The organism is Myroides odoratimimus, from assembly GCF_001485415.1.
Classification (GTDB): domain Bacteria; phylum Bacteroidota; class Bacteroidia; order Flavobacteriales; family Flavobacteriaceae; genus Flavobacterium; species Flavobacterium odoratimimum.
This window is the reverse complement of the sequence record NZ_BCMQ01000005.1, coordinates 169,947-186,825: the sequence shown is the minus strand read 5'-3', so window position 1 is coordinate 186,825 and position 16,879 is coordinate 169,947. Positions and strand designations below refer to the sequence as shown.

At 35.3% G+C, this 16,879-nt stretch carries 14 protein-coding genes; 1 reads left to right on the top strand and 13 read right to left on the bottom strand.

The window, feature by feature from the left end:
• Window positions 1–54 precede the first annotated feature (54 nt).
• From ftsZ to mraZ, 13 genes are read right to left on the bottom strand one after another with little or no spacing between them, the layout of a single operon-like run.
• Window positions 55–2,115 (bottom strand): cell division protein FtsZ, encoded by a 2,061-nt coding sequence (ftsZ, locus tag MODO_RS06860; RefSeq protein ID WP_059050956.1) that lies wholly within the window; start codon window positions 2,113–2,115, stop codon window positions 55–57.
• 13 nt (window positions 2,116–2,128) lie between these two features.
• The gene (gene ftsA, locus MODO_RS06855) at window positions 2,129–3,556 is read right to left on the bottom strand and encodes a cell division protein FtsA (RefSeq protein WP_006259681.1); all 1,428 of its coding nucleotides are present in this window, start codon (window positions 3,554–3,556) and stop codon (window positions 2,129–2,131) included.
• 9 nt (window positions 3,557–3,565) lie between these two features.
• Window positions 3,566–4,303, bottom strand: a complete 738-nt coding sequence (locus MODO_RS06850) for a POTRA-like domain-containing protein (RefSeq protein ID WP_006259682.1) — start codon at window positions 4,301–4,303, stop codon at window positions 3,566–3,568.
• A 17-nt stretch (window positions 4,304–4,320) separates the two neighbouring features.
• Window positions 4,321–5,664 carry a UDP-N-acetylmuramate--L-alanine ligase gene (murC, locus tag MODO_RS06845; protein WP_006259683.1) on the bottom strand — a complete coding sequence of 448 codons (1,344 nt, stop codon included), beginning with the start codon at window positions 5,662–5,664 and terminating at the stop codon, window positions 4,321–4,323.
• Between the two features lie 2 nt (window positions 5,665–5,666).
• A complete protein-coding gene (gene murG, locus MODO_RS06840) occupies window positions 5,667–6,761 on the bottom strand; it encodes an undecaprenyldiphospho-muramoylpentapeptide beta-N-acetylglucosaminyltransferase (protein ID WP_006259684.1) in 1,095 nt (364 codons plus the stop codon).
• 22 nt (window positions 6,762–6,783) lie between these two features.
• Window positions 6,784–8,022: an FtsW/RodA/SpoVE family cell cycle protein gene (locus tag MODO_RS06835; protein ID WP_006259685.1), complete on the bottom strand. Its 1,239-nt coding sequence runs from the start codon at window positions 8,020–8,022 to the stop codon at window positions 6,784–6,786.
• A gap of 6 nt (window positions 8,023–8,028) precedes the next feature.
• Window positions 8,029–9,360, bottom strand: a complete 1,332-nt coding sequence (gene murD / locus MODO_RS06830) for a UDP-N-acetylmuramoyl-L-alanine--D-glutamate ligase (RefSeq protein WP_006259686.1) — start codon at window positions 9,358–9,360, stop codon at window positions 8,029–8,031.
• A 1-nt stretch (window position 9,361) separates the two neighbouring features.
• Window positions 9,362–10,573: a phospho-N-acetylmuramoyl-pentapeptide-transferase gene (mraY, locus tag MODO_RS06825; protein WP_006259687.1), complete on the bottom strand. Its 1,212-nt coding sequence runs from the start codon at window positions 10,571–10,573 to the stop codon at window positions 9,362–9,364.
• Window positions 10,574–10,592: 19 nt separating this feature from the next.
• Window positions 10,593–12,050: a UDP-N-acetylmuramoyl-L-alanyl-D-glutamate--2,6-diaminopimelate ligase gene (locus MODO_RS06820; RefSeq protein WP_006259688.1), complete on the bottom strand. Its 1,458-nt coding sequence runs from the start codon at window positions 12,048–12,050 to the stop codon at window positions 10,593–10,595.
• Window positions 12,047–14,050, bottom strand: coding sequence for a PASTA domain-containing penicillin-binding protein (locus MODO_RS06815; protein ID WP_006259689.1), 2,004 nt, complete (start codon window positions 14,048–14,050; stop codon window positions 12,047–12,049). The genes MODO_RS06820 and MODO_RS06815 overlap by 4 nt, the downstream gene beginning before the upstream one ends.
• Window positions 14,041–14,400 (bottom strand): FtsL-like putative cell division protein, encoded by a 360-nt coding sequence (locus tag MODO_RS06810; protein ID WP_006259690.1) that lies wholly within the window; start codon window positions 14,398–14,400, stop codon window positions 14,041–14,043. Before MODO_RS06810 ends, MODO_RS06815 begins: the two co-directional genes overlap by 10 nt.
• A complete protein-coding gene (gene rsmH / locus MODO_RS06805) occupies window positions 14,397–15,308 on the bottom strand; it encodes a 16S rRNA (cytosine(1402)-N(4))-methyltransferase RsmH (RefSeq protein WP_006259691.1) in 912 nt (303 codons plus the stop codon). The genes MODO_RS06810 and rsmH overlap by 4 nt, the downstream gene beginning before the upstream one ends.
• Complete coding sequence (gene mraZ / locus MODO_RS06800; RefSeq protein ID WP_006259692.1) at window positions 15,301–15,756, bottom strand: division/cell wall cluster transcriptional repressor MraZ; 456 nt, start codon at window positions 15,754–15,756, stop codon at window positions 15,301–15,303. Before mraZ ends, rsmH begins: the two co-directional genes overlap by 8 nt.
• Window positions 15,757–16,110: 354 nt before the next feature.
• Here mraZ and MODO_RS06795 point away from each other — a divergent pair, with 354 nt between their 5' ends.
• A complete protein-coding gene (locus tag MODO_RS06795; protein ID WP_006259693.1) occupies window positions 16,111–16,878 on the top strand; it encodes an alpha/beta fold hydrolase in 768 nt (255 codons plus the stop codon).
• Window position 16,879: the final 1 nt, after the last annotated feature.

The following is a 16,879-nucleotide window of genomic DNA, read 5'->3' as shown; positions in this document are numbered from 1 at the left end:
GCGAAAAATAAAAGGACTATCTTTCGATAGTCCTTTTAAATAATATACTTGTAATTAATCTACATTATCGTGTAAATATGAGTTGTTAGATCTTAACTGCCCATCGTTATTACTATCTAACCCGAAAGTAATACGTGACTTATTAGTTGTCTCGTCTGACTCGTGTAAGTCTACTCCACTTCTTTTATAAGCTGGCTCACGCTCTAACTCTGTTAACTGACTGTTCGTATTATTAAACTTGTAGTTAAACTCTTTCATCTTTTTTCTGCGTTCAGCAGCGCGACTCTTAAGTGTAAACTCCTCGATACTCATCTCGATAGGGTTTACTTCATCTAGTTCCTCTTCTACTACTGCATTAGATGCTTCTACTGCAGCTGGAGTTGGTTCCTCAGATTTAATAAAAAATCTAAATTCATCTTCTATTGCATCTTGATGTTTATTAATCGGTTTTGCTGATGCTAACTCACTTTCTTTATCTGTATAATCTTCTAAAGAGAACATGATAATTTCTTCTTTAGGAGCAGCCATATTTTGAACTGATTTAGCTTCATTACCATAAGCAATATTGCTTTTTGCTTCTACCACATCATCCTCTAAATGATACACAACAGGAGCATTTGCTTGTGGTTGTTGAGACACTTGTGTTTCTGGTCTTTTTGCTACATTTACAATAACAAACTCAGGATCAACAACATTTATATCTCTTATATCTTTTGTTTTTGCTAAATTTTGCTCTTCTGAAATACTAGTATTTTTTTTTACTTCCTCAGAAGGCGTTACGATTTCAAAAAAAACATCTAATCCATTAGCATCACTTGCTTTCTCAGTAGCTTCTGCTGTCACTTGATTTACTTGAACGTCTTCCTCATTCATTGCCTCTACAGAGATACCTTCATCAAGATCTTCATCTTCAAAATCACCTAACTGATGTACAGTAATTTTTTCTGTTTCTTCTACTGCATCTTCTGAAGAAGAAATAATAGTAGTAACCTTAGATAATGGCTCATCTGGAGAAGAGTAGCCGAAAGACTCTACAGATGAAGCTTGCATTAAATTATGCTCTAACTTCTGATCACCTTCTAATACGTGAATAATCTTATTAGGCTCACCTGTTGTAACAATACTTTTTTGTTGTTCGATATTGAAACCTGTAGCAATGATTGTTACAGAAATAGCATCTCCTAAAGACTCATCTTCACCAACCCCCATAATGATGTTAGCATTATGCCCAGCTTCTGTCTGGATGTGGTCGTTGATTTCACCTATCTCATCAATTGTAATCTCATTTGCACCAGACACAATTAATAACAATACATTCTTAGCACCGCTAATCTTATTATCATTTAATAGAGGAGAATCTAATGCATCTACAATAGCATCTTTAGCTCTAGTTTCACCAGAAGCTGTAGCAGATCCCATTATAGCAGTACCACTATCAGATAATACAGTCTTAGCATCCTTTAAGTCAATATTCTGAGTATAGTGATGCGTAATAACTTCTGCGATACCACGAGCTGCAGTAGATAAGACTTCGTCGGCTTTGGAGAAACCAGCTTTGAAACCTAAATTACCATATACCTCTCGTAACTTATTATTATTGATAACAACTAAAGAGTCAACTTGTTTACGTAGACGTTCAACCCCTTTTAAAGCTTGGTCTTGTCTTACCTTACCTTCGAATTGGAAAGGAATAGTAACAATACCTACTGTAAGGATATCACGTTCTTTAGATAACTGAGCAATAACTGGAGCAGCACCTGTACCAGTACCACCACCCATACCAGCAGTGATAAATACCATCTTAGTGTTGGTATCTAACATCTTCTCTATCTCTTCTATACTTTCTAAAGCAGACTGTTGGCCCACTTCTGGATTAGCTCCTGCTCCTAACCCTTCCGTAAGGTTAACTCCTAACTGAATTTTAGTTGGAACTGGACTATTTTCTAATGCTTGAGAGTCAGTATTACACACTATAAAATCTACACCTTTAATTCCTTGTTGGAACATGTGATTAATAGCATTACTTCCACCGCCTCCTACACCTATTACTTTGATAACGTTTGATTGGTTTTTCGGTAAATCAAACTTTATTCCTCCAAAATCTGTATTCTCCATATACGTAGCCTTTTTATTCTTGCTTTTCAATAAAATCTTTTATTTTTCTAAAAAAAGTACCAAAGAAATTTGATTCAAATTTTTCTGCCGTTGGCGATCTAAATTCAGTCTCTTTTGGTTCTTCAGAAACTTTAGGTCTTTCTTGACTTACTGTTTCTATTGGATCTTGTGATACAACTGGTTGTTGCACCACAGGCTCTGCGCGATTAACAACAGGCGCCTCCACTTCTGGAACTCTATTCTCAACAGCAATATCTGCTAATGAAACAGCTCCTTTTATATGATGTCTTTCACTTTCCATTACTAACCCTACCGCAGTAGCGTATAATGGACTAGATATCTCTAAATTAGAATCTCCTGCTAAGTGCTCATTAGGATATCCTATACGAGTATCTATACCAGTGATATATTCTACTAATTGCTTAATATGTTTTAATTCAGAACCACCTCCAGTTAAAACAATACCAGCAATCAGTTTCTTCTGTGGGCTTTCATATCCATAACTCTTAATTTCAGAGAATACCAATTGTATGATCTCTTCTACTCGAGCATGAATAATCTTAGACAAGTTCTTTAAAGATATTTCCTTTGGTTCTTTTCCTCTTAATCCTGGAATAGAAACAATCTCATTATCTTTATTTTCTCCTGGCCAAGCAGACCCAAACTTTACTTTTAGTATCTCAGCTTGACGTTCTATAATAGAACATCCTTCTTTAATATCTTCTGTAATAACATTTCCTCCGAAAGGCACTACAGCTGTATGACGAATAATACCGTCTTTAAAGATAGCTAAGTCCGTTGTACCACCACCGATATCGATAAGTGCTACCCCAGCTTCTTTTTCTTCTTGACTTAGAACTGCTTCAGCTGATGCTAAAGGCTCTAAAGTAATACCTGAAAGCTCTAATCCTGCATCTTTAATACATCTCCCTGCATTCTTTATTAATGCGGCTTGACCTACTACTACATGGAATACAGCTTCCAAACGACTTCCATACATTCCGATAGGTTCCTTAATACCAGGCTCTCCATCTATTTTGAACTCTTGTGGAAGTACGTGTATAATTTCTTCTCCTGGAAGCATACTCAACTTCTGAACTTGAGTAATTAATTGCTCAATGTCCTTGTCTCCTATTACTTCATCAGGATTATCTCTACTTATATAATCACTATGTTGAATACTACGTATATGTTGTCCAGCAATACCTACTACTACATTCTTGATCTTATACCCTGCTGCTGACTCAGCATCAGTAACAGCATTCTGAATAGACTGAATAGTCTGCGTGATATTGTTAACAACACCTCGTTTAACACCTAGACTTTTAGCTTTACCTAATCCTAAAATTTCTAGTTTACCGTATTCGTTTTTCTTTCCAATCATTGCGACAATCTTAGTTGTCCCAATGTCTAAACCTACAGCTATATTTTCTTTTTCCATACTCTTTTTCTATTTCGTGCATACCACTTGTTGGGTAAACTTGAGGTTTATATACTTGTATTTCTCTTGTTCAACATTCTCTCTTATCAAATACTGTACAAAGGCTTTATAGTTTTGTAACTTTATTTCCATTTCATCAAACCCTCCAAACAAAATGTCAAAACGGTTTGTACGACTAATCAACATTAAAGTTCCTTTTGGTTCTATAACAATCCCTGTAATGTCTTCTCTTAAGAATTCGTCCTTGTTGATTAATTCAAGTATTTCCTTAATATCTCTTTCATTACTCTTGTTCACCTTTCCCTGCACCATAGGAACTCTATCAGAAAAATTACTTGATAATGGCATCATTTTCCCTAACTCATCAAGATAATAATTATTATCCCCATCTATCACTCTTCCGATTGCTTTTTTTTGCCAAATATCAACGATTATTTTATTATCTATCGTCAAATAAACATCCGCATTTCTGATTAATTCATTTTTTAGCACGTTTTTCTCTAGATTATTCAAATCTAAAACACTTCTATTAATCTCGGAAATTTTTGGAAATTTATTTTTAAGCAAATTGCGAATTTCACTACTTGTTACAAAGTGTTCTTCACTTTCCTTAAAAACCACATCGATATCCTTAACTTCACGATCATTACTACGTTTATTAGTAAAAGAATACAAAAACAGTAACAGTCCACACAATAGCAATATGCGAACATCTGACCACTTTATTTTCTTAAACAACTTTTCCACGTACTAAAACTTCTATATTATTCTAATCCTTTCTTTATATCTTCTACCATTTCTCCTAAATCACCAGCTCCTATAGTCAAAACTAATTCAGCCTTAGAAGCCTTTAAATAAGGTAATAACTCCTCTTTTTGCAAGACCACTTTATCCACTGATGTCATTTGATCTAACAATGCTGCTGACGTCACTCCTTCTATAGGCAACTCTCTTGCTGGATAAATATCTAATAACACTACATGATCGAAGGTAGATAATGCTATAGCAAACTCACTCATAAAGTCTCTTGTACGACTATACAAATGAGGTTGGAACACAGCTACTATCTTCTTATCACTATATAACTCATGTACCGCCTGACTTACTGCTTGTATTTCTGTCGGGTGATGAGCGTAATCATCTATATAAATAAGATCATCTCTTCTGATCTTATAAGAAAACCTTCTTCTAACACCTTTAAAGCTTCCTAAACCATCTACTAATACATTTGCATCTATTCCGTAATTATAAGCCATAGCGAAGGCTACTAATGCATTAGATAGGTTATGTCTACCTGGTAATCCAAAGCGAACACCTTCAATGCTCTCATTAGGAGTTATAATATCAAAAACATACCATCCATTATCAATAGATATGTTCTCTATTCTATAAATACAGTCCTCTCCAAAACCAACTTTAATACCATTTAAGTCTACTTGTTCAGTTTTAAAGAATTTAGTCTTATCCTCAACCTTATTTGCAAAGTCTTGGAATGCTACTAACATTTCTTCTGCAGTACCAAATATATCTAAGTGATCCGCCTCAGTAGAAGTAATACAAGCTGTATCAGGATACAATCTTAAAAAAGAACGATCAAACTCATCTGCCTCTACTACTGTTACTGTTTTACCACTTCCGATTAAGTTAGTCTGATAATTCTCTACTACTCCACCAACAAATGCTGTTACATCAACACCTGCTTGAAATAATAAATGTCCTAAAATACTTGTTGTTGTAGTCTTACCATGTGTTCCTGCTACTGCAAAACAATAGGTATCCTTAGTTATCAACCCTAATACTTCAGAACGCTTACGAATATCAAATCCATTATCGATAAAATAGTTCCACTCTGTATGTGTACTAGGTATCGCAGGAGTGACTACAACTAAAGTTGTTTCCTTATCCTTATACACATCCTTTACTAACTCTAAATTATCTTCAAAGTGGATATCAATTCCAGCTTCTTTTAATTCATCAGTTAATTGTGTTTCAGTGCGATCATATCCTGCAACATTCTTTCCTATAAATTTAAAATAACGAGCTAAGGCACTCATACCTATGCCTCCGATTCCTATAAAAAATACGCTCTTTATCTTACTTAATTCCATACTTAAATATTCATTATAGCTTCTACTTGATCTACTATATCTTTTGTTGCATTAGGTAACGCTAACCTTCTAAAGTTAGTACCTAACTTATTTTGCAACTCTTTATCTTCTACTAACGCAGTAAATGTTGGCAAGAACTGCTCTGCTAGCTCTGCTTCTTTTAGCAATATTGCTCCTTCTTCGCTTACAATACTCATCGCATTTTTAGTCTGATGATCTTCAGCTACATTAGGAGAAGGAATAAATATAACAGGCTTACCTACCAATGCTAATTCAGAAATAGAAGAAGCTCCTGCTCTAGAAATCACATAGTCTGCTGCTGCATAGGCTAAGTTCATCTTCTCCACAAAAGCAGTTACTAATACCCCCTCTGCCTGATATTTCTTATACTCCTCATAATACAGCTTACCACACTGCCATATAACTTGTATATTCTTCTTCTTTATCTCTTCTAAATTCTCTTCAATCAATTGATTTATTCTCCTAGCTCCAAGACTTCCTCCTAAAACTAAAAGAATGTCTTTAGAACTATCTAATCCAAAAGAACGAATACCTTCCTCCTTCATAGAACTAACATCTAATAAATCATTTCTAACAGGGTTACCTGTCTTTATAATCTTTGACGCAGGAAAGAATCTTTCTAGATGATCATACGCCACACATACCTTATTTACCTTCTTTCCTAATAACTTATTCGTTATACCTGGAAAGGAATTCTGCTCTTGGATTAATGTCGGTATATTCTTACCAGCAGCAACTTTCACTACAGCTCCACTAGCAAAACCTCCAGTACCAATTACTACATCTGGTTTAAACTTTTTAATTATTTTACCAGACTTCCATAAACTACTAATCAGTTTAAACGGAAACGCAAGATTATCTACAGTCAACTTTCGTTGAATACCTGATATCCATAATCCTTCTATCTTATAACCTGCCTGCGGCACCTTCTGCATCTCCATTTTATTCTCAGCTCCTACGAACAAGATTTCAGCATCTGCATACCTTGCCTTAATCTCATTAGCAATAGCTATCGCAGGATAGATATGTCCTCCTGTTCCTCCTCCACTTAATATGACTCTCGGTGCACGTTTCATTTATTATATTATTTCCTATATTCTATTTTACTAATTCTTGATTTTGCCTAAGCTCTTCTTGTTTACCTAGCTCTTCTTGCATACGCTCTTCCTCTATCATTCTTTCCATCTCTTGTTTCTGTATCTCCTGTTCTTTTTTGGTAACACTTAGAATCACTCCTAACGAAATACAAGTCATCCAGATCGATGTTCCTCCACTACTAATCAGAGGTAACGTTTGTCCTGTCGTAGGCAGTAACGACACAGCTACTCCCATATTGATCAAGGCTTGGAATATAAAATAAAACCCTAACCCAGTAACCAACAACTTCCCAAATAAAGTCGGAGCCTTATGTGCTGCAATCAAAAACCTAAAGAACAAATACAGATAAAGAAACAGTATCGATAGTCCACCCACCATACCATATTCTTCAACAATAATAGCATAAATAAAATCCGATGAAGACTGTGGTAAAAAGTTCTTCTGAACACTTTTCCCAGGCCCTTTTCCCACTAATCCACCAGATGCGATAGCTATCTTAGCGTTGTCAACTTGATAAAGATCCTTTCCTCCTTCATCTGCATTAGCGAATCTATCTATACGACTTATCCATGTATCTACACGGTTAGGCATCGTTCCTTCAGGTAAAGCTTTTGCTGCCAATACAAACAAGGTCACAAACAACATTCCTGCTCCAAAAATAGCTGCTAGATATTTAAAAGGATACTTCCCCACAAATACCAATATACCAACCATCAAGAAGATCAAAGCTGCTGTAGAAAAGTTAGCTGGAAAGATTAATCCAACTACAACCATAACAGGCAACCATAACTCTAATACTGAAGGCCAAAACTCAACTTTCTTATCTTGAATACTGACCAGATACTGCGCTACATACCCTAGTACAACTACAGCTGCTATCGCAGATGGTTGTATCTGAATAACGCCTAAGTCTAACCACCTACTCGCATTTGCTCCTCCTATGGTCTTACCTTGAATCAAAGTAAAGAACAGTAACACAATGGCTACTGGCATCATAAGAATGGACAATTGCCTAAAATATCTATACTCTAGTTTATGTGCTAAATACAATAACACAAAACCAATAGATAAGTGAGCAAAATGCTTAAACAAATAAGAGAATGTAGACTTCCCTGTACCTATCGTATAAACTAAGTTAGTACTCGCACTATATACAGGTACAAACGAAAATAAGGCCAGTAAAAATATTACTGTCCATATATGTTTATCCCCATATAAATTAGCAACTAACTTTTTCATTTTATCTTATAGATTATTTACTTCAGCTTTAAACTGATGTCCTCTATCTTCGTAATTTTTAAATAAATCAAAACTTGCACAGGCTGGTGACAGTAATACTGTATCACCACTCTCAGCTAAGCGTTGTGCCATCTTCACAGCATCCTCCATACTCTGAACCTCGATCAATGTGTCCACTACCTGTTCATAAGCTGCTTTTATCTTACTATTATCAACACCTAGACAAATAATACTCTTTACTTTCTCGCGAACTAAAGGCATTAACTCATCATAATCATTTCCTTTATCTACTCCTCCAACAATCCATACTGTTGGTGTCTTCATACTTTCTAATGCAAAAAAGGTAGCGTTGATATTAGTTGCTTTAGAGTCATTTATATACTGAACATTCTCTACTTTCATTACCTTTTCTAAACGATGTTCAGCTCCTTGAAAATCGGATAAGCTCTCTCTAATACTTTGCTTTCTTATTCTTTTTAATTGTGCCACAGCCGTAGCTGCCATAGCATTCTTAACATTGTGCTTTCCTTCAACACCCAATTCGCTAATTGGTAATACCACTGTTTCCTTGTCCATAGCCACTACAATATTTTGCCCTTCTAAATAAGCTCCATATTCTAACTTTTTAGTAATAGAAAATGGTACTCTTTTAGCGGCAGTTTTATTATTAGTTAACCAACGTTGAATCTCCACATCATCATCATCATAGATTAAATAATCCTCTTTGGTTTGATTCAATGTAATTCTAAACTTAGCATTGATATAATTTTCATATTTATAATCATATCGATCTAAGTGATCTGGGCTAATATTAGTAATAACAGCGATATGAGGTCTAAACTTGCGTATGCCATCTAATTGAAAACTGCTCAATTCTAACACATAACACTTTTCAGGATTCACAGCTACCTGCTTAGCGTAGCTATCACCTATATTTCCTCCTATACCAACGTTCAATCCTCCCTTACTCAATAGATGGTAAGTAAGCATCGTCGTTGTTGTTTTTCCATTACTACCTGTTATAGCGACAGATGGCTCTGTATTAAAAGTATAAGCAAACTCTATCTCCGAAATAACATCAATATCCGCTGCTAATGCTTTTTGAATAATAGCTACTTTATCTGGTATCCCAGGACTTTTAACTATTATATCACCACTCAATATTTCTGTTTCTGTATGTCTTCCTTCTTCCCAGCGTACATTGAACTCATTAAGAACAGCCTTGTACTTATCTTCAATCTGTCCAAAATCTGAAACGAATACATCATACCCTTTGGTCATAGCTAGTACAGCTGTACCTACTCCACTTTCTCCTGCTCCTAATACAACTACCTTCATACTATCTAATTTTTAAAGAAACAATACAGAATATTCCTAACAATATTCCGATAATCCAAAAACGAGTTACAATCTTACTCTCGTGATATCCTTTCTTTTGGAAATGGTGATGAAGTGGTGACATTAAAAATATCCTTCTTCCTTCTCCATATTTCTTTTTTGTATATTTAAAGTAACCTACCTGTAATACTACTGATAAGTTCTCTGCTAAAAATATTCCACATAATACTGGAATGATTAATTCTTTTCGTACAGCTATAGCTAATACTGCTATAATACCTCCGATAGTTAAACTACCCGTATCCCCCATAAATACCTGAGCAGGATAAGTATTATACCATAAGAACCCTATCAATGCACCCATAAAGGAGGCTATATAAATAGTCATCTCACCTGAATGGGGTATGTACATTACATTCAAATAGGCTGATAACACAACGTTCCCCGAAATAAACGCAAAAATTCCCAACACAAATGTTGAGATTGCTGATGTACCGGCAGCCAATCCATCGATACCATCTGTTAGGTTAGCTCCGTTAGAGACAGCTGTCACAATAAATATCACAATAGGAATAAAGATCAACCAAGTATATTTCTCTGCTCCTTCTCCTAACCAACTGATTAAAATCGAATAATCAAATTCATTATCTTTTAGAAAAGGAATAGTCGTTGCTGTTGATTTTACATCGTATCTACTAGCTACATCTTCTACTAAAGCTCTATTCGCAGGCATTTCTCTGACTGTCACAGTAGGGCTAAAATAAAGCACTGCTCCTACGATTAATCCTAGTCCTACCTGTCCTATTACTTTAAATCGTCCTTTTAGTCCTTCTTTATCTTTTTTCTTCATCTTTAGATAATCATCTAAGAATCCAATAGTCCCCATCCATACTGTCGTTAATAAAAGTAATAAAACGTATGTATTGTCAAGTTTTGCAAACAATAGAACTGGTATAAGAGTTGCTACAATAATGATTAGTCCTCCCATAGTTGGTGTACCTGCTTTTTCCTTCTGCCCTTCTAATCCAAGCTCACGCACAGTCTCACCAATCTGCATTTTTCGTAGATATTTGATAATTCTCTTACCGTAGATGATCGAAATCAGCAATGAGAATATCATAGCCATACCTGATCGGAAAGTGATGTATTGAAACATCCCCGCCCCAGGAATTTTGAAATAATCATCTAAGTACTCAAATAAATAATATAACATACCTTAAATCTCCCTTATTCTATTGTTCTAAAAATTCAGTTACAATCTCTAAATCATTAAAATGATTTCTTACCCCTTTAATCTCCTGATAAGTCTCATGTCCCTTACCAGCGATTAAAATAATATCCCCAGCTTCTGCCTGCTGACAAGCTAATTTGATAGCTTGCTTACGATCTACCACTATTATCGTCTTCATCGTATTCTGAGGCTCCACTCCTTTTTCCATTTCTTCTAAGATTACAACAGGGTCTTCGAATCGTGGGTTATCTGAAGTGAATATTACTTTATTACTCAGTTCTGAGGCTATCTGTGCCATCTCTGGTCTTTTTGTTTTATCTCTATTACCTCCACATCCTACTACTGTGATCAGCTTCTCATTATAAGTACGAATAGAGTTAATTGTTTCTACTACATTTTTTAATGCGTCAGGTGTGTGAGCGTAATCTACTATAGCAGTAACCTTCTTAGAAGATACTACGTATTGGAATCTTCCTGCTACACTAGTTAACTTACTTACTTCTAACAAAGCCTCATCTTCATTCACTCCTAATTGAATAGCTGCTGCATAAACAGCCAATAGATTAGAAGCATTGAAGAGTCCTATTAGTTGAACCCAAATCTCTCGCTGATTAATCTTCATCAGCATTCCTGAGAACTGACTTTCTAATACTTCTGCTTTATAATCAGCTACATTCTTAAGACCGTAAGTCTTGATAGTTGCATCTGTATTTTGGGTCATAATCAACCCATTTTTATCATCTACATTCGTTATTGCAAAAGAACCTTTAGGCAACTGATCGAAAAAGGCTTTCTTCGCATTTCTATATTCAGCAAATGTTTTGTGATAATCTAGATGATCGTGTGTTAGGTTAGTAAATATCCCTCCATCAAACTCTAGACTATGTGTACGCATCTGAACAATACCATGCGAACTAACTTCCATAAAACAGTATTCACATCCAGCCTCTACCATCTCATTTAAATAATGATTGATCGTAAGAGAATCTGGCGTAGTATGAGTAGCATTATAATCTATATCTCCTACTTTTATAACTACAGTAGACAATAAACCTGCCTCGTATCCTAAATTCTTAAACAATGTATATAGTAGAGTAGCAATAGTCGTTTTACCATTGGTACCTGTTACTCCTACTAATTTTAATTTAGAAGAAGGATTGTCATAAAAATTACTAGCAACGATGGCTAATGCCTTATTACTATCTTCTACTAAAATATAAGTTACTCCTTGTGCAATATCAACTGGTAGTTTCTCACAAATAACAGCACTAGCACCATCTTTGATTGCTTGTGTGATATAATCATGACCATCTACTACAGTACCAGGTATAGCTACAAATAGAGTCTCTTTTGAAACTTCACGTGAATCAAATGCAATCTTTGCTATAGAAAGTTCTAAATCACCTCCTGTAACAGATATCATTTTTGCTTTGTATAATAATTCGTTTAACTTTTTCACGATAGTTCTAATACTACTTTTTGATTTCTACTTATTTTTTGTCCAGCTATTACAGACTGTTTCTTTATTTTTCCTATTCCTTTTATTTCTACTTTTAAGCCTAGATTTTCTAAAAGAGGTACTGCATCCATTGCATACATTCCTCTCACATCAGGCATAACTTCAAGATTATCCATTACTATTTCATGATAATCTTGGTAACTCGTTCTCACATTAGATGGTACTTCATCTATATTGCTCAAACTTGTTGTTGTAGGCACATCCGTATATATCTTCTGTGCTATACGTTTAAATACTGGTCCAGACACATCCGCACCATAATAACTCTTCGTTCTATCTGGTTTATGTATAATTACTATACATGAATATTTCGGATTCTCTGTCGGGAAATAACCAGCAAAAGAAGAAGAATAATACATATCCTTTCCTTTTCCTTTTCCATAATTTACCTGAGCAGTTCCCGTTTTACCCGCCATTGAGAAATTAGGAGAACCTACTTTTCTACCTGTACCTTTTACAACTACATTAGTCAGTACTCCTTGTACCTGTTTAATAACCTCTGGAGAAGCAATCTGAGGGTTTAAAACCTCTGGTTCAAACTTCACCACTGTTTTATTAAACTCTTTTACTTCTGAGACAAACATTGGTTTCACCATTACTCCATTATTTGCTACTGCATTATACAATGTCAATGTATGTAAAGGTGTTATTGAAATACCATACCCAAAAGCCATCCAAGGCAGCGCTAATCCACTCCAGCCTTTTTTACCAGGTTTCGGTATATAAGGTACACTAGCTCCTTTAATAGGTATATCTAATGCCTTATCCATACCTAGAGTAGATAGATAATTAGTAAACTCACTAGGCTTATCTTTAAATCCTTCATTCACTGCTTGTGTTATTACAGTGTTTGAAGACACCTCTATTCCTCTAGCTAACGATATCTTACCATATCCTCCCCATTTAGAATCACGAACTCTAGCATTATAGAATTTCACAACACCATCATTCGTATCGTATATCCTAGCAGTATCACTTTTACCTTTTTCTAAAAGAGCTAATAATGATGCTAGCTTAAACGTAGAACCAGGCTCGTGTTTCTCTCCTACAGCATAATTAATCGTTTCATAATAATTACCACTTTCAGATCGTCCTAAATTAGAAATAGCCTTAATAGCACCAGTTCCAACTTCCATTACCACCACACACCCATGATCTGCACTATAATACTCTAATTGTTTTAGTAGTGCATGGTGAGCGATATCTTGTATATAGACATCAATGGTAGATACGATATCTTGCCCATCGATAGGCTCTATCTCATTTTCATCATTAATAGGCTTCCATTGATCCTTTCCAAGACTTTGCATCTTTCTACGACCATCTACTCCACTTAAATAAGATGTAAATGCTCCTTCTATTCCCACTCGAGTGAAAGAATTATCCTCATTCTTTCTTTCATACCCGATTGTTCGTTGTGCAATCTTACCAATAGGATGTTGCCTAATTGTTTTTTGCAGAGATATAAGCCCTCCTTTATAAGGGCCTCTTTTTAAAAGAGGAAAGCTTTTAACTCTTACATATTGTGTATAACTAAGATCTTTAGCTATGAATACATATCTGTTTCCATTCTTTCTGGCCTTTCTAAGCAAATTCTCATAATAGCTAGAAGGTTTCTTAAACATCACTCCTAAAGAATCAGATAATGGCTTCACATTCTCATAAAAATCCTTCTCACTAGGTGCCAAACCATCAAAACGAATTTCAAAGACCGGTACAGAAGTCGCTAATAGACTTCCATCTGACGAATACACATTCCCTCTATTCGCAGGAATCTCTTCTATCTTTACTCTAGTTTTATCTTGAGCCTTAGCTCTTAGCTCTTTTCCTTCTATCCCTTGGATCTGTACTAATCGATAGACAATCCCCCCTGCAAAGAGCAAAACCAAAGCAGAGATAAGGTATATATTCACATAAATATTCTTATTATTTAGCGCCATAACTTATCCCAAAAACTTTCTTTTTCTACTTCTCTAGTTACTTTAATCTTCGTCGCTGGTGTCTCTGAAGGGAATATCCCATCTTCTTCTAAGTTCTTAGTGATGGTAGATTCCATCTTCAGTTCCATTAACTCTGATCGTGTATCAACAAACTCTGCACGCAACATCTTCACTTCATGAGTTAGTTTTGCTATTTTAAATACTTTCGCCTCATACGACTGAGTATTACCAATTAACAATAAACTTAAAATGATTACATAAATAATAAATGCCCAAGTCTTAGCTGAATTCTCATTAACAAGAATCTTCGCTTTGATAATATCTCCTGGGCTACTTATTTTATTTTTCATTTTTTCTCGGCAATTCTCAATTTCGCAGAGCGAGCTCTATTATTTACTGCAATTTCTTCATCAGTAGGCAAGATTAACTTCCCTAGCTGTTTCATCGGAACTTCAAATCTTCCAAAGAAGTCTTTTTCAGGTTCTCCTTCGAACATTCCGTTTTTCATAAATCGTTTCACTAAACGATCTTCTAATGAATGGTAAGAGATAATGCTCAATCTCCCTTTCGGCTTCAAGACCTCTTGACTTTGCGTCAACATTTCTTTCAATACATCCATTTCCTGATTCACTTCTATTCGAATCGCTTGATATATCTGAGCCAAAATTCTAGCACTCTTATGTGCAGGTAAGAATCTAGCCAACACCTCTTTTAATTCATCTGTATTCTTGATTGGGGCATCTGTTCTAGCTTTGACAATTGTATTTGCAATTGCTCCGGCATTTTTTAATTCCCCATACATATAAAACATATTTCTAAGGTCTGCTTCTTCATACTCATTCACCACGTTAAAAGCAGAGATATCTCCAGACTGATTCATTCTCATATCTAGCTCACCATCGAATCTAGTCGAGAATCCTCTCTCTGGCACGTCGAACTGATGTGATGACACTCCTAAATCTCCTAACACTCCATCTACCTCCTTCACTCCATGAAAACGCAAATAACGTTTCAGGTATCTAAAGTTTTGATTAATCAAAGTAAACCTTGGGTCATCTATCGCATTAGCTAATGCATCCTCATCTTGATCAAATGCAAACAACTTTCCTTCACTTCCTAGACGGTTAAGTATCTCTCTAGAGTGCCCTCCTCCTCCGAATGTCACATCTACATAGACACCATTCGGATCAGTAATTAATCCATCAATACTCTCTGTCAACAAAACAGGTCTGTGATAACCGTATTCTTCTTTACTCATCAAAACTTATATTACTCATTACATCCTGAGCCAACTCTCCGAAATCAAAATCATCTACCTCTAGCGTTGCCTCATACAATTTCTTATCCCAAATTTCCATTATATTCACTTTAGACGAAAAAACAAGATCCTTGCTTATTTGTGCAAAGTCGATTAAGTCTTTCGCTATCAAAAGACGTCCTGCATCATCTATTTCAACATTCTTTACACCGGCCATAAAACGACGAATAAAAGCATCATTCTTTTTATCAAAAGGATTCAACTTTCCTATTTTGCTCATCATTTTATCCCATTCCGCCATCGGCCATAACTCTAAACAGCTCTCAAAAACAGAACGTTTTAATACAAAACCATCACCAATACCAGGCAACTGCTTCTTTAGAGAAGCAGGTACTAGCACCCTTCCTTTGGCGTCTATTTTGCATTCATATGTTCCGATTATTGCCATCTATGTACACCTATAAATATAATCTTAGCAAATGTAGTCAATTTTTTACCACAATTTACCACTTTTTCCCACTTTGTTGATAAGTTTTGAGTGTTAAACTAAATAATTCAAGTAAATAGGGTAATCAGCTGACTAATAGCCCTTAATTTTAAAATACAAATCACAATTCGAACCCTCGCATTTGACTATAAAAATGCTTTTATCAACATCCATAAATTAGCATTTACAACAAGGCCAGAAGCGCTGAAATGGACAAATTCACACTTTTACAATAAATTATTACTCCTTTTAGAATTTTTCTCATATTTAAAAACGTATATTTGTGGGAATTTAAAAATCGCATTTAGAAACTACATGGAGCGAACTTTAAAAGAAGATGGTAAATTCCGTTTTATAGAAATTGGCGAAGGTACACCAATTGTTATCTTACACGGATTAATGGGAGGTCTGAGCAATTTTGATGGTGTTACAAATTTTTTCCCAAATGAAGGTTACAAAGTAGTTCTTCCAGAACTTCCACTTTACACGAACAGTATTTTAAAAACGAATGTAAAGGCTTTCGCAAAATTTGTAAAAGATTTTATAGATAGAAGAGGTTATAAAAAAGTGATCTTGCTAGGAAATTCTCTAGGAGGACATATCGCTTTGTACTTTTCAAAAATGTATCCTGAATATCTTCAAGCGATGGTATTAACAGGAAGCTCTGGCTTATACGAAAGTGCTATGGGAGACAGTTACCCTAAACGTGGGGACTATGAATATATCAAGAAGAAAGCTGAAGATGTATTTTATCACCCAGAAATAGCTACTAAAGAAATCGTAGACGAAGTCTTTGCTACAGTTAATGATCGAATGAAAGTAATCAAGACTATTACTATCGCCAAAAGTGCGATACGACACAATATGTCTAAAGATTTACCTAAAATAAAAGTACCTACGTGTTTAATCTGGGGAAAGAATGATAAAGTAACCCCTCCTGAAGTAGCTGTAGAGTTCAATGAACTACTACCTGACTCTGACCTGTATTGGATCGATGAGTGTGGACATGCTGCTATGATGGAACACCCAGATCAATTCAACGAATTACTAAACGCGTGGTTTATCAAAAGAAATATCAAGTAAA